At 59.4% G+C, this 24314-nt stretch carries 21 protein-coding genes and 1 pseudogene; 6 read left to right on the forward strand and 16 right to left on the reverse strand.

All coding sequences use genetic code 11. The features are described 5' to 3' along the window. Nucleotides 1–3 precede the first annotated feature (3 nt). The gene (locus tag OS035_RS05765) at nucleotides 4–408 is read right to left on the reverse strand and encodes an ATPase inhibitor subunit zeta (protein WP_331813464.1); all 405 of its coding nucleotides are present in this window, start codon (nucleotides 406–408) and stop codon (nucleotides 4–6) included. A gap of 193 nt (nucleotides 409–601) precedes the next feature. Here OS035_RS05765 and OS035_RS05770 point away from each other — a divergent pair. The 3 genes and pseudogenes from OS035_RS05770 to OS035_RS05780 all read left to right on the forward strand — a co-directional run. Beyond that, nucleotides 602–1633, forward strand: a pseudogene (locus OS035_RS05770) (zinc-dependent alcohol dehydrogenase family protein); the annotation flags it as partial. 249 nt (nucleotides 1634–1882) lie between these two features. Then, on the forward strand, nucleotides 1883–2224 hold the full coding sequence (locus OS035_RS05775) for a GNAT family N-acetyltransferase (RefSeq protein ID WP_281413312.1): 342 nt from the start codon (nucleotides 1883–1885) through the stop codon (nucleotides 2222–2224). A 116-nt stretch (nucleotides 2225–2340) separates the two neighbouring features. Continuing rightward, nucleotides 2341–2787 (forward strand): host attachment family protein, encoded by a 447-nt coding sequence (locus tag OS035_RS05780; protein WP_331813465.1) that lies wholly within the window; start codon nucleotides 2341–2343, stop codon nucleotides 2785–2787. Nucleotides 2788–2826: 39 nt separating this feature from the next. Here the strand turns inward: OS035_RS05780 and OS035_RS05785 are convergent, their stop codons facing one another. Next, entirely contained in the window at nucleotides 2827–4314 is a 1488-nt protein-coding gene (locus tag OS035_RS05785; protein WP_331813466.1) for a ribose-phosphate diphosphokinase, read from the reverse strand. Nucleotides 4315–4610: 296 nt separating this feature from the next. On the opposite strand from OS035_RS05785, the gene OS035_RS05790 reads away from it, so the two are divergent. Continuing rightward, the gene (locus OS035_RS05790) at nucleotides 4611–5480 is read left to right on the forward strand and encodes a hypothetical protein (protein ID WP_331813467.1); all 870 of its coding nucleotides are present in this window, start codon (nucleotides 4611–4613) and stop codon (nucleotides 5478–5480) included. Nucleotides 5481–5559: 79 nt separating this feature from the next. Here OS035_RS05790 and OS035_RS05795 read toward each other — a convergent pair whose 3' ends face one another. The 6 genes from OS035_RS05795 to OS035_RS05820 all read right to left on the reverse strand — a co-directional run bounded on the left by OS035_RS05795 (nucleotide 5560) and on the right by OS035_RS05820 (nucleotide 14639). Then, nucleotides 5560–6081 carry an Hsp20/alpha crystallin family protein gene (locus tag OS035_RS05795; RefSeq protein WP_168309581.1) on the reverse strand — a complete coding sequence of 174 codons (522 nt, stop codon included), beginning with the start codon at nucleotides 6079–6081 and terminating at the stop codon, nucleotides 5560–5562. Nucleotides 6082–6211: 130 nt separating this feature from the next. After that, the gene (gene mgtA / locus OS035_RS05800; protein WP_331813468.1) at nucleotides 6212–8833 is read right to left on the reverse strand and encodes a magnesium-translocating P-type ATPase; all 2622 of its coding nucleotides are present in this window, start codon (nucleotides 8831–8833) and stop codon (nucleotides 6212–6214) included. Nucleotides 8834–8910: 77 nt separating this feature from the next. Next, a complete protein-coding gene (locus OS035_RS05805; RefSeq protein ID WP_331813469.1) occupies nucleotides 8911–9618 on the reverse strand; it encodes a CBS domain-containing protein in 708 nt (235 codons plus the stop codon). 97 nt (nucleotides 9619–9715) lie between these two features. Further along, nucleotides 9716–10828 (reverse strand): ABC transporter permease, encoded by a 1113-nt coding sequence (locus tag OS035_RS05810; RefSeq protein ID WP_331813470.1) that lies wholly within the window; start codon nucleotides 10826–10828, stop codon nucleotides 9716–9718. A 3-nt stretch (nucleotides 10829–10831) separates the two neighbouring features. Beyond that, entirely contained in the window at nucleotides 10832–13582 is a 2751-nt protein-coding gene (rbbA, locus tag OS035_RS05815; protein WP_331813471.1) for a ribosome-associated ATPase/putative transporter RbbA, read from the reverse strand. Between the two features lie 13 nt (nucleotides 13583–13595). After that, nucleotides 13596–14639: an HlyD family secretion protein gene (locus OS035_RS05820; protein WP_442967662.1), complete on the reverse strand. Its 1044-nt coding sequence runs from the start codon at nucleotides 14637–14639 to the stop codon at nucleotides 13596–13598. Nucleotides 14640–14841: 202 nt separating this feature from the next. Here OS035_RS05820 and OS035_RS05825 point away from each other — a divergent pair, with 202 nt between their 5' ends. Then, entirely contained in the window at nucleotides 14842–15672 is an 831-nt protein-coding gene (locus OS035_RS05825; protein WP_331813473.1) for a universal stress protein, read from the forward strand. Nucleotides 15673–15717: 45 nt separating this feature from the next. On the opposite strand, the gene OS035_RS33540 is transcribed toward OS035_RS05825, so the two are convergent. From OS035_RS33540 to OS035_RS05840, 4 genes are all read right to left on the reverse strand, one after another. Continuing rightward, nucleotides 15718–15825 (reverse strand): cation-transporting P-type ATPase, encoded by a 108-nt coding sequence (locus tag OS035_RS33540; RefSeq protein WP_168309587.1) that lies wholly within the window; start codon nucleotides 15823–15825, stop codon nucleotides 15718–15720. A gap of 139 nt (nucleotides 15826–15964) precedes the next feature. Beyond that, the gene (locus OS035_RS05830) at nucleotides 15965–16282 is read right to left on the reverse strand and encodes an ATPase inhibitor subunit zeta (protein WP_168309588.1); all 318 of its coding nucleotides are present in this window, start codon (nucleotides 16280–16282) and stop codon (nucleotides 15965–15967) included. Between the two features lie 159 nt (nucleotides 16283–16441). Further along, on the reverse strand, nucleotides 16442–17302 hold the full coding sequence (locus OS035_RS05835) for a 3'(2'),5'-bisphosphate nucleotidase CysQ family protein (protein ID WP_331813474.1): 861 nt from the start codon (nucleotides 17300–17302) through the stop codon (nucleotides 16442–16444). Nucleotides 17303–17323: 21 nt separating this feature from the next. Then, nucleotides 17324–17512: a hypothetical protein gene (locus OS035_RS05840; protein WP_331813552.1), complete on the reverse strand. Its 189-nt coding sequence runs from the start codon at nucleotides 17510–17512 to the stop codon at nucleotides 17324–17326. On the opposite strand from OS035_RS05840, the gene OS035_RS05845 reads away from it, so the two are divergent. Continuing rightward, on the forward strand, nucleotides 17423–18973 hold the full coding sequence (locus tag OS035_RS05845) for a bifunctional aminoglycoside phosphotransferase/ATP-binding protein (RefSeq protein ID WP_331813475.1): 1551 nt from the start codon (nucleotides 17423–17425) through the stop codon (nucleotides 18971–18973). The two genes, OS035_RS05840 and OS035_RS05845, sit on opposite strands and share 90 nt — an antisense overlap. A gap of 58 nt (nucleotides 18974–19031) precedes the next feature. Here OS035_RS05845 and OS035_RS05850 read toward each other — a convergent pair whose 3' ends face one another. The 4 genes from OS035_RS05850 to OS035_RS05865 form a co-directional block, all read right to left on the reverse strand. Continuing rightward, entirely contained in the window at nucleotides 19032–19310 is a 279-nt protein-coding gene (locus tag OS035_RS05850; protein ID WP_331813476.1) for a DUF982 domain-containing protein, read from the reverse strand. Nucleotides 19311–19412: 102 nt separating this feature from the next. Further along, entirely contained in the window at nucleotides 19413–19589 is a 177-nt protein-coding gene (locus tag OS035_RS05855; protein WP_168309592.1) for a hypothetical protein, read from the reverse strand. A gap of 571 nt (nucleotides 19590–20160) precedes the next feature. Next, a complete protein-coding gene (locus OS035_RS05860; RefSeq protein WP_331813477.1) occupies nucleotides 20161–23361 on the reverse strand; it encodes an efflux RND transporter permease subunit in 3201 nt (1066 codons plus the stop codon). Then, nucleotides 23358–24302, reverse strand: coding sequence for an efflux RND transporter periplasmic adaptor subunit (locus OS035_RS05865; RefSeq protein ID WP_331813550.1), 945 nt, complete (start codon nucleotides 24300–24302; stop codon nucleotides 23358–23360). The genes OS035_RS05860 and OS035_RS05865 overlap by 4 nt, the downstream gene beginning before the upstream one ends. Nucleotides 24303–24314: the final 12 nt, after the last annotated feature.

Raw genomic sequence — 24314 nt, forward strand, 5'->3', positions numbered from 1 at the left:
CAATCAATCCCCGCCATCTTGCCGCATCCTGCAGCAATCGGGCGACCTTCTGCCATCAGCTTCGAGTGCCTCGGCGGCATCGAACATCATCTCGTTCATCATCGATCGAAGGTCGCCTTCCTCGAACCGCTGTCCGGTGCTGCGCAGATCCGCCAATATTTTCTGGATGACATCGTCGTCTCCAGAAACCGCCTCATCGACAAGTTGGATTTCCTTCAGATACGCATCGACACTGAACCGTCCAAGCTTGCTTGCGGCCCAGGCGGCGAGCATCTGGTTGCGACGAGCACGCGTCCTGAAGAGCATTTGGAAATCGAGAATATACTTCTCCTCAAGGAAGCGTCGTCTCGCCTCGGTAGTGGTCACGTCGAGAACTCCTTGCTTCCGTTCTGAATCCTTCGCTTTCAAAAATCATAGTCTCATATCCGAGCTCGTCTTTGCGATTGGTCAAAGTCGACCATGCATGAACTGCTATTTTGAAAACGTTCGAGGAAGGGGCAGAGGCTGGCTGGAAAGCGCAGGCGCGCGTCCGAGCCGGAAAGCTTCCTCTGCGTCATAGACGCAGGATGCCGCCAAAGTTCAATTAAACAGGAGAAGGATGATGAAAGGTCTCGTCTTCGAAGGCCCTGGCAGGAAATCGCTTGTAGAGCGGCCACATCCCATGATCGTTTCTGCGACGGACGCTATCGTCAAGGTCACGAAGACGACGATCTGTGGAACCGATCTTCATATCCTCAAAGGCGACGTTGCGAGCTGCAAGCCGGGCCGTGTTCTCGGACACGAAGGCGTGGGCGTCGTCGAAGAGGTCGGCGCAGCCGTGACGCAATTCAAGAAGGCAGACCGTGTGCTGATTTCCTGCATATCCTCCTGCGGCAAGTGCGACTATTGCCGACGCGGCATGTATTCGCACTGCACGACTGGTGGATGGATATTAGGAAATACCATCGACGGCACGCAGGCCGAATACGTGCGCATCCCGCACGCCGATACAAGCCTTTATCACATGCCTGCGAATGCAGACGAAGAGGCTCTGGTCATGCTGAGCGACATTCTGCCGACTGGGTTTGAATGCGGCGTGCTGAATGGCAAGGTTCAGCCGGGTGGGACCGTTGCGATCATCGGATCCGGGCCCGTTGGCTTGGCGGCGCTTCTCACGGCACAGTTCTACTCGCCGTCACAGGTCATTATGGCTGATTTGGACGGCCATCGTTTGGAGGTAGCTTCGCGTCTCGGAGCGACGCACGTCGTCCGCACAGATATGGCCGACGCGTTGCAGCAGATTCTTGCTCTCACCGACGGCAAGGGGGTCGACACAGCGATCGAGGCGGTTGGTATCCCCGCGACGTTCGAGCTTTGCGAGGAGATCGTCGCACCCGGCGGAATAATTGCCAATGTTGGCGTTCACGGGACAAAGGCAGATCTGCATCTCCAAAAGCTTTGGTCTAAGAATATCGCGATCACCACCAGGCTTGTCGATACGGCTACCACGCCGATGCTGTTGCGATCCGTTCAATCGGGGAAGGTTGATCCCAACAGCTTGATCACCCACCGCTTTAAGCTCGATGATATCCTCAATGCTTACGATACGTTCAATGACGCGCTGCACAGTCATGCCCTGAAAGTGATCATCGATATGGAAGCTGTCGATGGCTCGAATACCGGCATTCGTCAGGCGGGTGCGATGGGCCCCGTCCCAAATGACAACACCGGCGCCGCCGGTATCTACCTTCGCACCCATACCGGCCTCTCGCTCTATGTACGCCCGGTTGGAGACGACGACGAGCAGTTGCTTGCGGAATTCTTCAGGCACCTGACGCCGCAAGATCTACGGTTCCGCTTCCTCGGCGGCATCCATGAAGTGAGCCATGAGCGGCTGGTATCGATGACTCGCGTAGATCATCGCCTCACGGAGAATTTCCTCACTTTCGCGCAGGGAGGAAAAATACTCGTTGCCTCCACGATGCTGGTACGGAGTCCTTCCGGGGCTGAGGCTGAAGTGGCGATTGCCGTCCATGCTGACTACAGGCACAAGGGAGTCGCCTGGGAAATGCTTCGTCACGTCGCTCGATATGCAGAGGCCAAAGGCGTCAAGATTTTACAATCCCTTGAGAGCCGGGAAAATCACGAAGCAATCGAGCTCGAACGGGAGCAGGGATTCGTCGCAAAGGCTTATCCCGAGGACAGAGCCCTGGTGCTGATTCAAAAGGAGTTGCAGCCGTCCTGATGGTCGGAACGGGGCGCGTCTCCTTTTCGTCTGATGCCCCCAGGGATTGACGTCCGTCAAACAGCTCTTTCCGGAAGCGATTATGCTGGATCCCATAAACGAAGAGGATGAGTATGATGAACCAGAATATCATTGCTTATAACGCGCGAGTGCTCGTCGCGGACGCACGGAAAGCCCTGCTTCTGCGCAATATCGGGACCGCTTTCGATCTCGATCTCGAAGTCGAGCAGGTGATCGAGGCGCCGGATAACGCTTCCACCCGCAGTCAAGGCACGGACAGGCCGGGCCGCACCGCCAGCGGCAGCCATCGCAGCAGCCTCGGGCAAGCCGATTTCCACGAACAGGAAGAAGATCGGTTTTCCTCGATGGTAGCCGAGAAGCTCGAGGCGATCTGCGTCGACAAGCAGATTGACAAACTCTTCGTCGTCGCTCCCCCGAAGGCCCTTGCGGACCTGCGTCGCTTCATGTCCGAGACGGTGAGGGAGCGGATCGTGGCGGAATACGATAAGGACCTCGTCAATCTGCCGGTTGACGAAATCGAGAGACATCTGTCGTCGTCTTAACGACGACGGATTTATGAAGCTGGCACGACAGCGGCCAAGTCATCGCGCCGCTGTCTCCTCGCATGACCGGGCAATCGCGCTGGCAAAAACCTTAGCCACTGGAACGATTGTGAGCCGCTTGTCGCCGCGATGAGGTTCAGCGATATCGATCGTATCGCTGACAAGGATTTCATCGATGGACGGATTGGCCAGGTTTGCCGCGGCATCCGCCGAAAACAGTCCGTGCGTGGCGCAAATATGGATGTGTGCAGCGCCGCGCTCGGCGCAGGCCCGTGCCGCGCGCGCCATTGTCGTGCCGGAACTGATGATATCGTCAAGAATGATCGCTGTTCGTCCCTGCACGTCGCCGGCAAACAGATCACCGCTCACCACACCCTGGCTGCGCTGCTTTTCCAGAAACGCTTTTCCGACCGGCCGATGTAGCCGCTTTTCCAACGCCTCTCGAAACATATCGGCACGTTTTACCCCTCCGAGATCCGGGGATACGACAGTAACTTCCGCTGGTTCAGGCAGCTTTGCGAAATGCAGGGCGAAGGCTTCGTATGCCGTAAGGTGCATATGCAGGCATCGGAAAGCGTTCTGGAAGGCGGCCAGGTTGTGAGTGTCCATCGTCATCAGGCAGTCGGTGCCGACCGTCTCGAAAAGTCTCGCAATATAGGCAGCGGTAAGCGGATCCTGTTCCTTTGTCTGACGGTCTTTGCGCATGTAGGCGAGATAGGGCGCGACGACGGTTACGCGCGATGCGCCGTTAGTCTTCAAGGTGGCGATGAAGAAGAGAAGCTTGCAGAGCCTGTCGTGCACACTCTCTCCACCGGATCGCTCCAGGCCGGAGATCACACAGATGTCTCGCCCGCGAACGTCCACCAGCGGTCGGCATTTTTCCTCCCCGTCCTCAAAGATGTGTTCCTCGATCGGGCTCAGCGGCAGGCCGAGCTCATTCGCCAAGCGCTCGCCAAAGTACCTGCTGCTTTTGAAGGCGAAGAGAAGAAGATGCGGCGGCATCCGGCGCGCGGCGGCTTTAGCCGTCGAGGCGACCAGCCGCGTGCTGGCGCAGGCCAGAAAGGAGTCGACAGTTCTTCCGTCGGCGGAAAGCGGAGCGACAAGAAGCTCCACGTAAATCGGCTGGGCCGCCGGCGGCCTTGCGCCGAAGAGAGCCAAGATAGGTTCTCCCGTTCTTGCCACGAGGTCGAACAGCCTTCGCAGCCGAACGGCGCCGCGCCGGTTCTTGGCAGCCTCCAGCCTGTCTCCCGTCGAGATCGCCCCGATGAGAGCTTCGGCCGATCTGGCGCCCGAGGTGAGAAGATAGCCATGGGGAGCGGAGGGATCTTGTCGAAAGATGAAGGCCTGTTCGGCTGCGGATGATCCCGGCGAGACCAGCGCCTGCGGCGGCGGAGCGATCAATTGCTGACGCTGGTCCAGCCACTCCTGGAAGACGGCCGATAGCCGCTCGTCGACGGGATTTGGCATGCTGTCCAGGCGTTGGAACAAGCGGGCCAAAGCCGCATCGGTCTTTGCCATCATACTCATGGGATGCTCCTTCTCTTTGTGAGCAGGATAATGCCCGCTGGAGAGATTGCGATGATCGAAGTCAAAGAGCTTCGCTTGGGGGATTTGAGGGACGTCAAGGCGCCGGCCGGGCAAACGCCTAGAATGCCTGAGGTTCGGTCGCGAAGGGGAATGACGTGCTTTCTTTAGATGAAAAGGTCGGATTTCTGCGCAGACCGGAAGCCTATGGGGAAGGGATCGTCCCAGTTAAGGTGCTGGAGACGCATATGTCCTGGGTCTTTCTTTGCGGAGAGCGAGTCTACAAACTGAAGAAGCCGATGATCGGCGCTTTCCTTGATCTTTCGACGCTCGCCGCACGGGAATTCAACTGCAGGGAGGAGTTGCGCCTCAATCGGCGGCTTGCGCCGGATGTCTACCTTCGGGTCGTTCCATTGGTCACCCGGCCCGACGGCCGACTGTCAATCGGTGGGCAGGGAACGGTTGAGGAATGGCTGCTGGAAATGCGTCGCTTGCCCGAACAGCTCATGTTCGATCATCTGATCAAGGCGAGTGCGGTGACCACCAATGAGCTGGCTGATTTGGTTGGCTATCTGGCCGCCTTCTATCGCGGAGCGGAGCGGCCCGCCCTCGATCCACTCGATCATTTCCGGATGTTCGAGTACCAGAACGAGATCAACAGAGAGGTTTTGAGGCACGAAGAATTCGATGTCGATCATCATGCGGTCAGAAGCCTATTAAACGACCTTGACCGCGCGCTGCATCGATCGCGCGACATGATCAAGAACCGCATCGAGCAAGGCCGCTATGTCGAAGGCCACGGGGATCTGCGACCCGAGCACGTCTGTTTCTGCAATCCAATCGCCATATTCGATTGTCTCGAATTCGACCGATGGCTTCGTTTCATCGATCCATTCGATGAGATCGCCTTTCTTGGTATGGAATGCGCCTTCCTCGGCGCCCCCGATATCGCAGACACGCTTGCCAACTTGATGGAGCGGAAGCTGGAAGACCGCATTCCGCTCAAATTGCGGCTCCTATACACAGCGTTTCGCGGAACGATGCGGGCGCGCATGAGCTATTCTCATCTGCTGGATTGCGTCCGAGTGGTGCCCGGTTTATGGGAAGCGAAGACGAGCAGATATCTCGCTTTAGCGCAGGCAGCGCTCCATCGTGGCGGGTTCTCCTGACGCAGAAATGACGGAGAAGGCGATCGGAGAAAGAGCGGGCGCGCTTCGTCGATGCGCGCCCGCTCGCCGCGCCGCGGCATCAAGCGGCTTTGATCTCCACCTTTCGCTCGTTCTTTTTGGCCTCTGCGCTCTTCGGCAGTCTCACCCTGAGGACACCCTTCTCGAAGGTGGCCTCCACCTTGGCGGCGTCGACCCCATCCGGAACCTGGAAGGTGCGCTGGAAGGAGCCATAGCGACGCTCGGACACATGGTATTCCTTCTGCTTGTCCTCCTTTTCCTCCCGTTTCTCGCCCCGGATTGTCAGATGGCTGTTGGACAGCTTGACTTCGATATTCTTCTCGTCGAGCCCGGGCACCTCGGCCGTCACTTCGTATGCGTCGTCCTTCTCCACCACATCGACGGCCGGGGCGACGACCCAGCCATTCAGCGACGGAAGGCCACGCGCGAAAATGGACCGGGCAGAGGAATGCCAGGGCGAGGGCGTGAAATCGTCGAAGAGACGGTCGATCTCGGAGCGCAGCGCCTCGAAGGGGGACCAGATTCCTGCCGGCTGGTGCGGCTTATCTTCGGTTTTGACGGTTAGTTTGGTTGCATCTGCCATGATTTTTCTCCTGCTTTTCAAGAAGGAGGCCACATCGAAGCGTCACGCGGGGGTTCGGTGCAGCCGGTGTCAGCTCGTCATCGAGCGCCCTCATTTGAACCTTTCGGCAGCTTGCGGGCATTGACGCGGATCAAGCTCCATGCGTGGCACGCCAATCCTTGTCAAAACGCCGCGGATTTTGTCGGCGTTTATGGCCGAAGGGGTGCCGTCGTTGGTCCTCGCGTCGGAAGAACCAATGCTTCGCCAGCTCCGAGGACAGGAGATACATGACGCTGATGGCGACGATCCCGAGGCAGGTGGTAAGTGGCAAGGGTACAAAGCCGAACCAGCTCGCAACCGGCAGGAAGGGTAGCAAAAAGGTCACCGACGTGATGAGGGCAGACAAAGCGGCGAGCAGGCGCGACGGCCAACTCTGCCAGAACCGTTTGCGCGTGCGGATGATGAAAACGATCAGTAATTCCGTCAGCAGCGATTCAACAAACCATGCTGTCTGGAAGTGCTGTTCGCCGGCTTCTGCCAGGAAGATCAGAAAGCCGAAAGTCAGGAGGTCGAAAAGCGAACTGACCAGCCCGAAGGTAAGCATGAACCGCCGCACGGATCCGATCTCCCAGTGACGCGGTTTGCGTCTGTCCTCCTCGTCGACATTATCGGTGGCAATGGCAAAGGACGGGATATCGGAGAGAAAATTGTTGAGCAGGACCTGCTGGGCGAGAAGCGGCAGGAAGGGGAGCGCGATCGAAGCCAGCGCCATACTGATCATATTGCCGAAATTGGCGCTGGTGGTAATCGAGATATATTTCATCGTGTTGGCGAAGGTGGTTCGCCCATCGTCCACTCCCTGTGCCACCACGCCGAGATCGCGCTTTAGAAGAACGATGTCGGCAGCTTCGCGCGCCACGTCTACGGCGCTGTCAACGGAAATTCCGATATCGGCTTCATGTAAGGCAGGGGCGTCGTTGATCCCGTCGCCGAGATAGCCGACGACGTGGCCGCGCGACCTGAGTGCCCTGACAATGCTTTCCTTCTGATTGGGATCAATCTCCGCAAAGAGGTCGGCATGCACAGCCTTCGCAGCCAGTGCTTGCGAGGATAGCCTCGATAAATCCGCCCCAGTCAGAATCCGATCGGACGGCAGCCCGATCGAGGCAGCGAGGTGAGCGACGATATAGCGGTTGTCGCCGGAAATGACCTTGATCGTGATGCCGCGTTTCGCCAATTCGGAAAGGCAGTGCTCGATGCTCTGCTTCGGCGGATCGAGGAAAAGCAGAAATCCTTCGAAGCAAAGGCCGGTTTCGTCCGTGCGGTCATAGGGGCCGGGTGACGCCAGGCGCCGCGTTGCAAGGCCGAGTACGCGAAAGCCCTGTTTGCTCCAGCTTTGGAACTTCTCCTCGACCGCACCTCGTTCGTCCGTGCCGAGGGGTATCTCTTTTTCGGCCTCGCGGATGGAGCCGCAGATCTCCAAGACATTGTCGACCGCGCCCTTGCAAATCAACACGGTCTCTCCTTCCGGAGACGAGACGATTACCGACAACCGCTTTCGCATGAAATCGTAAGGGATTTCGTCCCGCTTTACGAAAGACTGCTCGCGCGCGCCAACTGAATCTGCGCCCAGAATGGCTTCGTCCAGCGGATTGCTCATACCGCTCTGCAGAGCGGCATTGAGGCGGGCCAGCAGGAAGACTTCGTCCGAGCGCTGTCCGTCCGCACTCACGCAGCCATCAAGATGGATGATGCCTTCCGTCAAGGTTCCCGTCTTGTCGGTGCAGAGAATGTCCATGCTGCCGAGATTTTCGATGGCCTCAAGCCTGCGGACGACGACCCCATTGGCTGCCATTGCCCTGGCGCCGCGGGCAAGTGTCACGCTGATGATGGCGGGCAGCAGCTCAGGCGTGAGGCCGACTGCGAGCGCAAGGGAAAAGAGGATGGAATCGATCAGCGGTCGGCCGAGCAGTGCGTTGGCGAAGAAGACCAGGATGACCATGACGAACATGATCTCTGTCATCAGCAGGCCGAAACGGCGGATACCCCGGGAAAACTCCGTCTCCGGAACCTGGCGTTCGAGGCTCGCCGCAATGGCGGCGAATTCCGTATGGGTGCCGGTCTTGACGGTCAGAACGCAACCCTTGCCGCTACGCACTGAAGTGCCGGCAAAAACGCTGTTGCTGCGCCGGGAAGGAGGCGCGCCGGCTTCCGCGATGCCTGGTGTCTTGACGTTCGGAAAAGCTTCTCCCGTCAGCACCGCCTCGCTGATATTGAGGTCGCGCGCCTCCAGGATAATACCGTCCGCAGGGATAAGACTGCCAGCGGAAAGAAGGAAGATATCGCCGGGCACGACATCTTCGACGCGGATGGTGCTCTCGGCGCCGTCGCGGATGACCACGGCTTTCTGCGACAGGCGCTGCTTGAGCTTTTCCGTCGCCCGTGACGCCCCGTATTCCTGGAAGAAGCCGAGCAGGCAGCTGGCCAGCACGATGATCGAAATGATAAGCGTCTCATGGCCTTCGCCGACAAAAGCAGAGATCGCCGCTGCCGCGACCAGGATCAGGACGAGGGGACTTCGAAACTGCCGCGCGAGGGCCCGGAGCGCAGGGAGACTCCGGTCTTTGCCAAGCGAATTCGGGCCACTTTCCTTCAATCGCCGTGCAACCTCGGAGGCGCTAAGGCCGTTTCGCGAGCTGTGTAGTTCCGCCAAAACTGGCTCGGTGGGTAACGACCAGTAGGGTGGCGTTCCGCGATCGGCAATCCTGTCCATTCCAGATCCTTCTCCACCAATGTGCAGGAGGCGCCCGGACGGCCCCGACGGAAAAGGGGGAGACAGCCCGGGGCCCATCAAAGATAGAAGCCGGGCGGCGGCACCGGCATGTCAGGAGGCACCACGACCTCGATCCGGTCATTCACACTTTTCACGCCAATTGTGTTTTCCGCCGCCACGTGCAGGGCGGTCTTCTCCCGCGAGTCCAGCACCCGGCCTTCAAGCGTCACCACTCCGTCGGCGACGTGCAGAGTTACGGAATCACCCCATTTTTGGCGCGACAATTCCGCTTCCAGCGCATTTCGAATGTCGTTATCGGCTCGCTCGGCGCAATGGCTGGCGAGCGAGCGGACGAGCGCCGCCATCACGTCGAAACGGGTGACGATCCCGATGATTTCACTGCCTTCGACCACGGGAAGGCGTTTGATATTCTTCTCGGCCATCAGCTCCGCGGCGGTTTCGACGGATGCGTCGGGCTGCACGGTCACAGCGGGGGAGGACATCACTTCTCCCACGTCGTTTCCGAAGCTCTTTGCATAGTCTTCCGCAAGTCCCCCGCGGGAAGAGAAGAAATCACGCCAGAGGCCGTGGGGAGCGTCGGCGTGGATTTCGTTTCGCCGCAGGAAATCGCTTTCACTAATGATGCCCAGCAGGTCGCCGGATTGATCAACGACGGGCAAGCCGCTGATGCGGTTGTCCAACATCACGTTGGCGGCTTCCCAGACTTTGGCATTCGGCCCGATCGTCGTCGGGTTGGAAGTCATGATCGAACGTACTTTCAGCATTTTACCACCTCCAGAACTTGAGGCAGGATACGACCGCTCAACCGGTCTTTCGTTGATCGTCGTCAATCGACGTCGCCCGACCCCAAACTGACAGGTCTCACTTCAATGACCTGCGAAAGCCGCGCAGCGAAAAGGTGAACAGCACAGCGGCGATCCCTGCAAGCCACACGAATTGCGGCCAGACGACGGAAAAGCCCGCGCCACGATAGAGGATCGCTTGCGCCATCGTGACGAAATGCGTATTCGGCGCCGCGAGCATGATCGTCTGGATCGCTTCGGGCATGCTCTCCTGCGGCGTTGTGGCGCCCGACAGCATCTGCAGCGGCAGCAGGACCAGCATCAAGAGCAGTCCGAATTGGGGCATGGAGCCTGCGATCGTTGCGAGTGCGATGCCCATCGCGGTCGTCGCCAAGAGATGGAGTGCGGCGCCCGCCATGAACAGTGATAACGAGCCTTCGATGGGCACCTGAAGCAGGCCCTGGACCATGATGACGAGCGCCAGGCCTGTCGCGATGAATACGACCAATCCCATCGACCAGACCTTGGCAAGCATGATTTCGATCGGCCTGACGGGCATGACGAGCAGATGCTCCACCGTACCGTGTTCTCGTTCGCGAATGAGAGCCGTGCCCGTCAGGATGATCGACAGCATGGTGACATTGTCGATAACGTGCATCACAGAGCCGAACCAGGTCTCATTGAGTTCAGGATTGAACCGGGAACGTATCGCCAGGTTAAGCTGAGGGCGTTTCACTCCTGTCTGACTGCGGGAGAAACCTCCAATTTCTTGAGCAACGATCGATTGAACATAGCCCGATCCGGAGAAAGCTTGGCTCATCCGGGTCGCATCGACGTTGAGCTGGATGACCGGTGACTTGTCGGCTATGAGATCGCTCTGGAAATGCGGCGGAATGTCGAGCGCGAAGGTATCGGCACCGGCGTCCATCCGGGCGTCCATCTCGCCTGTCGTGATTGTAATCGGGGGTTTGAAATACGGCTGCAGCAAGGCGTCTGCGATACGCCTGGACAACGGAGAACCGTCCTCGTCGACGATGGCGATGGGCACGTTGTTTAACGTCTGGGGTACGGCCTTCGCTTCGACATAGACGGCGAGCGTGAAGGAATAGACGATCAAGCCGAGAAGAACCGGATCACGCAGCAAACCCCGCAATTCCTTGATTCCAAGATGAAAGATGGTGGCAAGGCGCATGCTTCACCTCGCCTGCTTCTTGAGGAAGAGAGCGCTGACGGCAACGAGCAGCGGTCCGGACACAAGGAGCGGAAGCAGGGTCGTTTCAAGATTGCCGAATCCCAGTCCTTTTGAAAAAGTGCCACGTGAGATGATGTTGAAGTAAGTCGTCGGTAAAATCTGGCCGATAATCGCACCTACGCCCTGGAGCGAAGAGACGGGGTCAATCAGGCCGGAGAACTGTACGGCTGGAATGATGGTCAGAAGCGTCGTGCCAAAGATCGCTGCAATCTGGCTGGACATAAAGGTGGAGATCAGCAGCCCGAAAGCAGTCGCGAAGACGACATAGAGGAAGGCGGATATCGTGAAGACGAAAAGGCTGCCGGTGAACGGAACCCGGAAGATACAGACCGCGAAGAGCCAGAGCAGCGCCGCATTGAGGAGGCCGAGTACCAGATAGGGCAGCTGCTTGCCCACCAGGAATTCGAGCCGTGTCACAGGCGTGACGTAGAGATTGACGATCGACCCCAACTCCTTCTCACGGACGACCGACAATGCTGAAAGCATTGCCGGAATCAGCAGCAGCAGGAGCGGGATGACAGCCGGCACCATGGCGACCAAACTTTCCATGCCGGGGTTGTAGCGGAACCGGGTCTCCACGGAGAATTGGCCAGGTTCGGTTCGGCCGTCGGTTTCACGGACTTTGCGGGCGAGCCAGCTGTTGTGCATGCCCTCGACGTAACCGCGTGTCGTTTCCGCGCGCTGCGGCATCGCACCATCGATCCAGGCGCCGATCTCGACATCATGGCCGCGGGCGAGGTGACTGGCGAAGCCAGCCGGGATTTCGATTGCGAGCTTCAATGAGCCATCGCGCATGCGTCGGTCGAGATCAGCGTAGTCGGCGATGGGGGATTGTTCGATGAAATAGCGAGAGCCTGCTATTTCGGCAACATAGTCGCGGCTGGCAACCGTATCGTCCCGGTCAAGCACCGCGAAAGCAAGATCCTTGACGTCCATGTTGATGCCGTAGCCGAGGACGAACATCAGGATGACGCTGCCAATCAAGGCTAGCGTTGCTCGGATAGGATCGCGGAGCAGTTCGCGTGCTTCACGGCCGCTATAGCTCAAAGCGGCGCGCAGATCAAAAACGCGCCGTTGCTTGACCGCAGGCCGGGATTTCCGCCGATCCATCGCGGGAGATGCGCTTGGGTCGGCCCTTGCAGGTCTACCTATCGCGTCCTGGAGATAGTTGATGAAGGCAGCTTCCAAGGTGGCGGCGCCGCAGCTTTCGCGGAGAGCCTGGGGGGTATCGCTCACCAGGACTCGACCGGCATGCATGAGCGATATGTGGTCGCAGCGTTCCGCCTCGTTCATGAAATGCGTCGAAATAAAGATCGTCACCTTCTCCTTGCGTGACAGCTGGATCAGCTCTGACCAAAGCTGGTCGCGGGCGATGGGATCGACACCTGAGGTCGGCTCGTCGAGAATGAGCATTTCCGGCCGATGGACCAGAGCGACCGCCAGTGACAATCGCTGCCGCATGCCGAGCGGCAGAGTGTCAGGCAGGGACTCCATGGCGCCTTCGAGCTGGAAACGATGCCCCAACTCCTTGATCCGCGACGGGATCGTGTCGGGCGGCAATCCAAAAAGCCGCGCGTGCAGGTCGAGATTTTGCCGGACAGTCAGTTCCGTGTAGAGCGAGAAGCTTTGACTCAGATAACCGACCCGCCGGCGGACATCCATGTTGCGCGGGTCGACCGGTTTGCCGAAGAGCCTTGCCGTGCCTTCGCTTGCCGCCAGAAGCCCGGTCAGCATCTTCATCGTCGTCGTTTTGCCGCAGCCGTTGGAACCGATAAAACCGAATATTTCGCCTCTGCGGATCTTGAAGCTGACGTCGTCGACGGCGGTAAAGTCGCCGAAGCGCATCGTTAAACCCTCGGCCTCGATGGCAAAGTCCGGCACGTCTGGTACGGGGAGCGGCGGCAATTCTACACTATGATGTGATGCCCGCCTGTCCTCTGGCATCAGTGCGATGAAGGCATCGTCAAGTGTGGTCGTCCTCGTTCGCTCCAGCAGGGATCCGGGCGATCCGGTCGCCACTAGTCGGCCGGCATCCATGGCCGCCAAGCAGTCGAAACGCGCCGCCTCTTCCAGATAGGCCGTTGCCACGACCACGCTGATCGTCGGTCGCTCGGACCGGATCTCATCGATGAGGTCCCAGAACTGGCGGCGCGAGAGGGGATCGATGCCGGTGGTCGGCTCGTCGAGGATTAGAAGCTCAGGATCGTGGATGAGGGCGCAGCAGAGGCCGAGCTTCTGCTTCATGCCGCCCGAAAGTTTCCCTGCGGCCCGGTCTTCGAAGCCGGAAAGACCGGTGCGCTGCAGGAGCGTGCGGATACGGTCTCCCCGGTCTTTGCGGCCCAGGCCGAACAGACGGCCGAAGAAGTCAGCATTCTCAAACACGGACAGCGTCGGATAGAGGTTCTTGCCAAGCCCCTGAGGCATATAGGCGATCGCGGGACAGGCCTGCCGGCGGTGGCTGGCGTGGCGCATGTCGCCACCAAGCACAGTGATATCGCCCTTCTGGATCTTTCGTGCACCGGCTATCAAGGAGAGAAGCGACGATTTACCGACGCCATCTGGACCTATGAGGCCGACCAGTTCGCCTGCCGGAATGTCGAGCGTGACCGCCTCCAGGGCCTTATGCCCACCGTAGGCATGGGTCACATCCTTCAGGCGGGCGACATATGCTGGTTCTACGGTCTCCGCGGGCACAGGATGCTCCAGTTCAGGGGGTGAGAGGCGTCGAAAGCGGTGGCGGCCATTTGGCGGCGGGATCGATCTTGACATAGGCTCGCCCGGGCAGGCCCGTCTTCACCTGCGCCATATATTTCTGCAGCAGTTCCTTGGGCACCTGCGCACGCAGGCGGAACATCAACTTTTCGCGCTCCTCCTCCGTCTCAACCGTCTTCGGCGTGAACTGGGCTACGTCTGAAACGAAGGATATTCGCGCAGGGATGACGTATTGCGGTGCGGCATCCAAGACGATGCGAGCCTCGCTGCCGATTGCAGTACGGCCCGCTTCTGTCGTGGCCAGGAAGAAGGTCATGTAAACGTCGCCCACATCCAGAAGGTTGAGGACGCGGCCTCCAGCTGCGACGACTTCGCCCGGATGTGCGACGAGATATTGGACGCGACCGCTCCTTGGGGCTTTAAGGGCGCAGTCGCGGAGATCCGCCTCAATCCGGGCGACGGTCGCTTCAGCGGCTTCGACAGCGGCTTCGGCGTCCACCACCTGCGCTTCGGCGGTGCCGATCGCGGCCTCGGTTGCGGCGAGGTTTGCCCTGGCTGCGCCAAGCGTCGCCGCCGCTCCGTCGGCGCGGGCGCGATCGTCGTCGAGCGTCTGCTCGGAGACGGTCCCGCTTTTCGAAAGCTGCTGACTGCGGGCCAGCCGTTTGTGCGCAGACTGAAGTAGGACATCGTTCTGTGAAACGGTCGCTGCTGCCGCCTCCTTTTCCGCCTGTCTTTGCGAGACCAGCATCCTTGCCGTGTCAATCGCAATTCTTGCCCGGGAGAGCTGAGCCATGGCCTCCCGCCTTTGCGCGTTAAGCTGCTCGACATCCATGGTAGCGACGACCTGGCCGACCTCGACGAAGTCACCCTCGCGAACGAGCACGTCCGACAGACGTCCCGCCGTACGTGCAGCGATGTCGATCTCGACGGCCTCGATACGCCCGTTTCCGCTCGCGATGCCGGCCATTGCCTGCGCCGCAAACCTCGTCGCCTGATACTGCCAGGCGACATAGCCGGCGCCTGCCAGGGCGACGAGCATAAGAGCAGCTGTCCAGTAGCGGTTCAACGAAGACTCCTTGCCTGCCAAAGTCGGGATGGGCTCTTCATCGTCCGATTCGGCGGCTTCGACCTTGACGGGGATCAATCTCGCTGTGTTCGGCTTTGATTGACAAAGATCATTGCGGGTTTTAGCCGGCCTCCTAGCCTCCCTCAGATCAACGTACCAACCGAAGGAGGTCACCATGTCCTTGAAAACTCTGCTCGCAATTGTCGGAGCCACGGACGCTGGATCGGATATCAAGAGCGCGATTGAACTGGCCAGGGAAAGCGATGCTCATCTGTCCATTCTGGTAGTCGGCGCCGCGTTGCAACCGGTTACCGTCGAGTATCCGGTGACCACCGCCTGGATTGAGCAAGTACAGAAGGAAACAGATGCTCTGCATCAAATCCGGCTCCAGGCTGAAGATATGTGCCGGATGAACGACATCTCCTTCGATGTCGACTGCCTCTACGAAGATCTTTTCATTCTGCAGAGCAGTATCGGCATGCGTAGCATATACGCCGATATCGTTGTAGGTGGACATGGCATACGCGCCGACGTCGAACTTCGGAGAGCGGTGGTGGCGGCGACAGCCTTCGACACGAGAACACCGCTATTCCTGATTTCGAGTGCCGGCAGAGCAAGCTTGAAGCCGACGAACGTGCTGGTCGCCTGGAATTCGCGCCCGGAAGCCGCCAATGCAGCCAAGGCGGCATTAGAGATGCTGATTGCGGCCGACGAGGTCCATCTCGTGCTTATCGATCCTGATAGCGCCTACCTCAAAAGCGGCGACGAGCCAGGTGCTGACATCGCAACATTTCTCGCTCGCCATGGAGCCAAAGTCGTCGTCGAACAACTGGCGAGCGGCGGACGCAGGACCGAGGAGGTTCTCCTGCAGCACGCGCGTGAGCTCGGTTGTGATATGATTGTCATGGGCGCCTATGGCCACTCGCGACTCCGCGAGCGGATATTCGGCGGCGTGACTGCCTCCATCATCGAGGGCTGCAACGTGCCGGTTCTCATGGCCCGATAGACCCGACGCGTCTTATTCCCAGATGCAGCTCATTCAGCCTTGATCTCACGCCGCTGGCAGCGACCAAATTGGAGGGCTGCGGAGGTGCCGCAAGAACGCGGCCGCGCAAGAGGTGGCTTCGGGTTTTGGCAGAACATTTGGACCGTACTGCACCAGAGTTGGTTCTCAGTTTCTTCAGTGGGAGAGGCCGCCGCGCTTGCCGGACTCTGATGCGAAAGCACTGGGGAAGGGGGATGGTTATGACCTGCCTCCCGCACGGTAGATTGCCGTCGGTCTAACAATCACCCGGGATCTAGGCGACGCCATTGAGGGAGCTTGCCGCTTCTCGCAGAAGTTGCTTCATTTTCTCGCGGACCGCGTTTGCATCAATCGCCACATCTGCATATTGCAGGTCGTCAAAGACCTTGTTGAAGACATTCTCTTCGCCCGGCTCGAGCAGACTGGCGGAAATAATTTCGTTGAAATAGACATCGAAGTCCTTTCGCCCGATGAGGTCGGCCGCCCAGCGCGCCAGCATCCTGTCGCGCCTCGCCTTGATATGAAACGAACGCTCGAGTTTCATGATATACTCTTTCTCGAGTGCTTCTTCACGGTCGTCGATAATGCCCATGTTCATTCCTTCCCTGAAAAGGGAGTTGCCCTAGTCTCTCGGACGCTGAAGTCGGCCACCGGCCCATGTTCTGGAGACCGACGCCTCGTTCCGGATCCTGTCCAAGCGGCAAATTTAAGTGCTGAAGCAGAAGGCGTCCTTGATCATCGTCAAGTCACCTCATCGAGGGTGGAGAAGACAAGGGGCATCGATCGCCGACGGTCGTGGCTCCAAGCTCCTGGAGGCCGCGAGAACTCGCGCTGCGACCTCGCCGCTCCTTGCGGCGACCAGACCCTCAACTCTGCCGGCCTCGGATCGATCGTACCTGAGCCGGTTGCCATCGAGCCCCAATACGACGCCGCCGGCTGCTTCGACGATCGCTTGGCCGGCGGCGCAGTCCCACACCATCATCGGTCCCAGCCGAAGGTACACATCTGCTTCTCCCGCTGCCACGAATGCAAATTTCAGGGATGAGCCGAGCTGGCGTACTTCGCATGGTCTGAGCGCCTGAAGCAGTTGCTCGGTGCGTTCGTCGCAGTGCGAGCGACTGACGAGGACGATAGGGGCGCTGCGGGGGTCCGCCTGTGGCAGGATAGGGCAAGGCGCTGCCGCCGATGACTGGCTAAACGCCCTATGCCTGCCGTAACTGAAGAACAGGCGCCTCACTGCGGGGGCATAAACCACGCCCGCGGTCGGAAAACCAGCTTCGACAAGCGCGATGTTGACGGTGAAGTCGTCACGACCACAGATGAACTCTTTTGTCCCATCGAGGGGATCGAGAAGGAGGGCGATTTCACCCGCGAGCGGGCCGAATGCGAGCATCGTGTCTTCTTCGCTCAACACCGGAATGTCCGGAACCAGGGAATGGCAACCCTCCAAGAGGATTTCATGGCTTGCGAGATCGGCCGAGGTGACCGGCGACTTATCCGCCTTGATCCGGGCTCCTATGCCACGGCGCTGAAGGGCGTGTGCGGCATCTCCCGCCCTGCGAACCGACGGAATAAGTTCGGTGATGAGGCGCTTTCTGCGGCGTAAATCCATGTCGAACGTCCTAAGCTCGGCTCAATGAAACGCTAACGCGCTGTCGTCGGCATTGATGGAAATCAATGCGTTGACCTGGCGATCGACCACTCTCTGTACGGCCAATGAAGGAGGATCGTGATGCTTGCGCAAGACCAGTCCGGGGTACTCTCCTATCTCGAGAAAGCACTGCGCCGGGATGAACATCCGGTCGAGGTGATCAATACGCACATCTCGATCATCTTTCTCTCCGGCGATCGCGCTTACAAGATGAAGCGGGCCGTGAGATTGCCCTACGTCGATTTTTCCTCGGTCGAGGCCAGGCTGGCGGCATGCCGCAAGGAGCTGGAGCTAAACGGTGCCACTTCGCCGGAGACATATCTCGCGGTCAGGTTGATAACGCGTGAACCGTCCGGCGATTTTGCGATCGATGGCAGTGGGGAAGTCTGCGAGGCCTTGGTCGAAATGCGCCGCTTCGAACAATCGGCACTGCTTGATCGGGTCGCCGCGTCAGGAGCGCTGACATCCTCGACGGTCGATGCCTTGGCAAAAACGGTCGTAGGGTTCCATCGAGGGGCGCCGGTCTCACACGCGCTTTCCGGACGAAAGAACGTGATGTCCGTCCTGGTGATCAATGAGGCAGGCTTCGCGACAAGCAAGGTTTTTCCGCAAGCGCAGGTGCGAGAACTCACATCGATGTTCAATCAGCGCTTATCCGATTTGACGGAACTGCTGGATGAGCGCGAGCGTGAGGGGAAAATCCGCAGATGTCATGGCGATCTTCATCTTCGCAACATCTTCCTGTTCCATGGAGAACCGTGCCTGTTCGACTGCATCGAATTCAATGATGAGATTGCTACAACCGATGTGCTGTACGATCTGGCCTTTCTGCTTATGGATCTCTGGCACAGGCAGGAAAGAGGGCTCGCGAACCGGTTGATGAACCGCTATCTCGACGAGACCGATGATGAAGAGGGCTTTCGGCTCCTGCCGTTCTTCATGGCGCTCAGGGCTGCAGTCCGCGCCCATGTAACCGCCACACAAGCCGAGAACCTGATCGGAGATCAGGCCGCGCCCCTTGTTGAGGAAGCGCGATCCTATTTCGAACTCGCTCGTGCGCTGCTGCAGCCTGCTGCGCCTAGGTTGGTGGCGATCGGTGGCCTTAGCGGATCAGGCAAGACAACGCTTGCCGAAGCCCTGGCTCCCTTGCTGGGCGTTGCCCCCGGTGCGCGTATCGTCGAGAGCGACAGGGTGCGAAAAGCCATGCATGCCGTTCCGCCGGAAACAAAATTGCCGCCCGCAGCCTACAGGCCGGAAATCTCCGCAAGGGTCTATCGCGAGATGGCCTGGCGCGTCCGTCTCCTTCTGAATGGTGGTGGCTGCGTGGTCGTTGACGCGGTCTTCGACAAGCCGCGAAACCGCCAGATGATCGAGGAAGTTGCCTTTCTGGGAGGCCGTCGCTTTCAGGGCATCTGGCTCGAAGCTGATCCGGCGGTTCTTCGCCAGCGTGTTTTTGCCCGGCCCCAAGGCGTTTCGGACGCTACCGTCGACGTCCTCGAGGAGCAGTTGATCCATGAGGTGGGCGTCATAAGCTGGGAGATGGTCGACGCCAGTAAGCCTGTCGAGGATCTTGTGCAGATCATTCTCAATCCTGTCAGCACGGCAAAGGAAGCATCCGACCCCTCAATCTGAAGGCGCCAGGCCGTGGAAGGCAGGCAGTAGGGATAAGCATTTAGGGATATCGCCAGATTCAGCTCTCAGCTTGCGTATTCGGCGCACAGATAACCATTCGCGCATGGGAAACCGCCTCCACGAAAGCCTCCCTCGCTGTTTCGGAAGATACCTGTCCACGTACTGCCGCGGCGCAGACTTCCGTTGCGAATCGATGCTTCTTTCGCGAGCCCTTCCAAGAGTGGGCGAGGAAATCGAGCGCCTCGCTTGGATTGTGGATCGTATCGGGCGCTCGCATCGCCGCCTGAACATAGACCGGCTCGTGCCAGTCCAGGTCTGTCATCTTCTCGTGAGCCATCGTCTCGCTCCTTGATCAATTCTTAGAGAGTCATGGTCCGTCCCGAAGCGCGCGCAGAATTCTCGTCAGTGCCGAAACGTTTTTGCGCAGACATCCGCAAGATCAGAAACCGTTACCCTTCGTCGGAGGGATGAACGGTTCCGGGTAGCCGGCCTTGGGAGCCTTCTTCTCCTGCGGAGCGGTTTCGGACTGGTCCGGCTGCGGCCACCAGCTGGCGGCGCTATAGCCAACCAGGACGGCCATCAGGATTACGACTGCGATTGTGAATATCCTTGCCATAACCTATTCCTTCCCGTTCGTTGATGAAATCATTTTCAGGTCAGGCCGCCTCCTGCGCATTGCGCTCGATCAAAAAACTTGCGAGCTGAGGTGATGCGCGATCCAACGGGTGTCGGCCTAGCGGGAGATGCCCGCCGCATTTAGACGGGTCGCATGAACCTGCTTGATGCAGATCAAAGATATCCGTCCGTGGCGACGATAGGCTTGAGCAAACTGAGAGGAATCCGCCATGTTCAACGATGCGTTCTTGATGTTGAGTCAGCCGCTGCCTGCTGCCGCCAGAAACGTTTTCCTCACGACCCACCGTCTGAACATAGAGACGGCAAAGACAGGGCCTGCGTTTTCAGATCGAGTTGCTGAACTTCTTCACGCATCGGCTTCAATTCTAGCCTTACAGCAATCGAAATCATGCCCCATATGGCAACATTCGTCCCGTTCGCGCATTGATGCACATCAAACGGGGCCGAGTTCGGCAATCCGCTGAATGGGAACAGAGCTTCTTGCGGGTATCTACAAATTCATCCTAGCTGCGTCAGATGCCGGTGGAGGCGAGACCTGTCAATGATCTCGGTCATGTCTTCACCACGCGATAGATGGCCGGAATGACTAGCACCGTCAGCAAGGTCGAGGAGGCCAGGCCAAACAGCAGGGAGATTGCGAGCCCCTGAAAGATCGGATCGCTGAGGATGACGCCCGCTCCGATCATCGCCGCGAGAGCGGTGAGCAGAATGGGCTTCGAACGGATCGCGCCAGCCTCGATCAGGATTTCGGACAGCGGCTGGTCTGGCGACCTGTTGTGTCGAATGAAGTCGACCAACAGGATGGAGTTGCGGACTATAATGCCTGCGAGCGCGATAAAGCCGATCATCGACGTCGCCGAGAAGGGCGCGCCGAACAGCCAGTGCCCGCCGAGGATGCCGATGAAGGTCAACGGGATCGGCGTCAGAATAACGAGCGGCACCTTGAACGAGCCAAACTGCGCGACGACCAGGATATAGATGCCGAGGAGAGCTACCATGAACGCGGCGCCCATGTCGCGAAACGTTACCCAGGTGACCTCCCATTCGCCATTCCAGAGCAGCGTCGAGACGCCCTCGTCATCAGGCTGGCCATGCAGCGATATGCGTGGCTTGGAAAGGCCGGTCCAGTCTTCGGCATCGAGTGCCCTCTGGACGGCGATCATCCCGTAGAGAGGTGCCTCATAGGCGCCGGCGAGTTCGGCCGTCACCATTTCAGCGGCGCGGCCGTTGTGGCGGAAGATGGGAAAGGATGCTTTTTCCTCGGCGACGTGAAGGACGTCACCAAGTTCGACGACACCGCGATCGCCTGGCAGGACGTTCGCCGGGATCGGCGTGGTGAGGAATCGTTCGTTCAGCACACGGTCGCGTTTCGGCAACTCCAGCCTGATCGGGATCGGCTGCCTGCCGCCACCTCTATGCGAATAGCCGACAGTCTCGCCGTTGTTGAGAATCGAGATGGTATCAAAAACATCGCTTTCCTCGACATGGAAGAATTCCGCGTCGTCGGTCGAGATCGTCGCGCGCAAACGCCGAGCCGGGGTTCCGTAAGAATTGTCCACATCGACAATGAACGGAACGGAACGGAAGGCTGCTTCGACCTTTTCAGCGACCTTCCTACGGGTATCGCCGTCCGGACCATAGATTTCGGCAAGCAGAGTCGCGATCACCGGCGGCCCCGGCGGGGGTTCGACCACCTTCAGGCTGGTGCCGGGCGGGATCGTGATCTCGTCGAGGCGGTTTCTGATGGCGACGGCCAGTTCGTGGCTGGTGCGGGAGCGCTCGGCCTTCGACAGCAACTCGATGGCGACCTCCCCCTTTTCGGTGCTGGCCCGCAGGTAGTAGTGCCGCACGAGGCCGTTGAAATTGAAGGGAGCCGCAGTACCGGCATAGGTCTGGGCGGACTTGACCTCGGGGAATTGCATCACCAGCCGTGCGATCGATTGCGCCGTCGCATCCGTCGTTTCGACGGAGGCGCCCTCGGGCAGGTCGACCATCACGGACAGTTCCGATTTGTTGTCGAAGGGCAGCAGCTTGACCGTCACATCCTCGGTATAGAAAAGCGCCAGCGAGCCGAGCGTCAGCAAGCCGACGACGGCGAGGAATATCCAGCTCGACGTCTTCGAAGCAAGCAGCGGGCGCGCCACCAGCGTATAAAGGCGACCGATCACGCCGCCCTGGGCATGGGACTGTCCTTCGTGGCCCTTGCCTCTGCCGGCGATCCGCAGCATCAACCAGGGCGTTACCGTCACCGCGATGAAGAAGGAAAATATCATGGCGGCCGAGGCGTTGGCCGGGATAGGACTCATGTAAGGGCCCATCATGCCGGAAACGAAGAGCATCGGCAGCAGGGCCGTGACGACCGTCAGCGTGGCAATGATTGTCGGGTTTCCCACTTCCGCGACCGCTTCTATCGCGGCCTCCCGCCGGCTGCGGCCGTCTCCCATGCCCCAATGACGGGCGATGTTCTCGATGATGACGATGGCGTCGTCGACGAGGATGCCGATCGAGAATATCAATGCGAACAATGAAACGCGATTGAGCGTGTAGCCCATCAGCTTCGAGGCAAAGAGCGTCAGCAGGATCGTCACCGGGATGACGACGGCAACCACCGATGCTTCACGCCAGCCGATCGAGAAGCCAACGAGGACGATGATCGATACCGTTGCAAGACCGAGATGGAGCAGCAGTTCATTGGCCTTGTCGTTTGCCGTCTCGCCATAATTGCGCGTGACCTCGATGCTCATGTCGCCGGAGATCAGCGTTCCCTTGAGGGCTTCGACACGATCCAGGACCGATTGTGCCACGGTGACCGCATTCGCCCCCGTCCTCTTGGCGATTGCGACCGTCACGGCGGGCAGCCGGACCACGCCCTTTTCGCCGCGTATGAGACTTGCCGGCACCGTCTCGCTGGTATCGGTTGCCAGGGCGATATTGGCGACGTCGCGCACATAGACCGGCCGGCCGTCGCGCGAAGTCAGGAGCAGATTGCCAATGTCGGTCGGGGAGCCCAGCGTTTCGCCGGCGACAAGACCGATCTGCTCGCCCTTGTCACGCACCAACCCTGCGGGAAAGGCGCGGTTCGCGCCGGAAACCTTGGCGGCCAATTGCTGCAGCGTTACGCCGTAGAGCGCCAGCTTGGCAGGGTCGGGCGCGATGCGCATCACTTCGTCGGATTCGCCGACGAGATAGGTCAGGCCGACATTTCCCACTTTTGAAAGATCGGTCTTCAGCTCGCGAGCGACACGCGTCAGGTCATTGCCCGTCGTGCGACCGGCCGCGTCGATGGTCGGCGTCAGCGTCAGCGATAGGATGGCGACGTCGTCTATGCTCCGGCCGACGATCAGTGGCGCCGGAATCCCGATGGGGATTCTGTCCATATTCGCCTGGACCTTCTCGTGGACCCGCAAGACGGCGGAATCGGACGAGGTCCCGACGACAAATCTCGCCGTAACGAGGACCTGATCATCGTAGGTTTGAGAATAGACGTGCTCGACACCGTCTATGCCCTGGATGATGGTCTCGAGCGGCTCGGTGATCAGCTTGACGGCATCCTCCGCCTTCAATCCATCGGCGCGCACGTGGATATCGACCATCGGTACCGAAATCTGCGGCTCCTCCTCCCGGGGCAGCGTCATGAGCGCGATGACGCCGAATGACAATGCAGCGAGCAGAAGCAGCGGCGTCAATGGTGAGATGATGAATGCGCGGGTCAGGCGGCCCGCGATACCAAGGCCGGACTCATCCTGTGTCATGGAACAACGACCTCGTCACCGGCGGCAAGGCCGGTCAGTATCTCGACGAAGCGACCGTCCGGTCGGACGATGTGCTCGCCGGGGATGACCGTCCGTTCGACCTGGCTTGTCTCCTCGTTCACCTTGACGAAGTCCAGCCCGGAATGCATATAGACCGCGTCTTCCGGGACCAGCAAGGCCGCTCTTTCCCCCACCGGAACTTCAACGAGAACACGAGCCTCGACAAAGGGTGTGTCGAGTTGATCCGCTTCAACGTCGGCGATCACCCGGCCGTTGTCGATCTGCGGATAGATCTTGACCAACTGTCCGGACAATTGCCTGCCATTGGCGCTGATCCTTATGGTCGCGCCCTGCTTCAGGAATACTGCATGGCGCTCCGGAATGGCCAATCGAAGGAACAGGCCGCCGCCGCCCACCGTCGACACCGTTTCACCAGCCAGGATGACGGCGCCCTTGGTGATCGGCACCGTCAGCACCTTGCCATCGGTCGGAGCGTCGACCTCACCTTCGGATTGCTGCTGCTGGATGACGGAGCGCTGAGCTTGTGTGGCGGATATTTGATTTTGGATGACCACGACCTGCGTGCGCAATGCATCGGACTGCTGCACGGTAACCACGCCTCTTGCGACCAGAGTTTCCGCTCGCGCCAGATCCGCTTGCGCGGTCGACAACTGCGACTGAAGCGCGTTGATCTGTGCATCCAGGGCAGCGATCTGGAAGGCCAGCTTTTCGTCGTGAATGATGGCGATCTTCTGCCCCGACCGGACCGTATCACCTTCGGTGACGTCCAGTTCGACGATGGTGCCGCCGATGCGGGCGCGGGCCGCGACGGTGTTTCGCGCCTCTATGCTCCCGTAGACGGCTTTCCATTCAGTTATGGTGGTCGGTTGCAGCGTCACAGTTGCCGCGGAGGCCGAACCGGCAAGGACCAATCCGGCCATCAGTAAGATCGG

The organism is Rhizobium sp. 268 (assembly GCF_036571585.1).
In the GTDB taxonomy this organism is placed as follows: Bacteria; Pseudomonadota; Alphaproteobacteria; order Rhizobiales; family Rhizobiaceae; genus Rhizobium; species Rhizobium redzepovicii.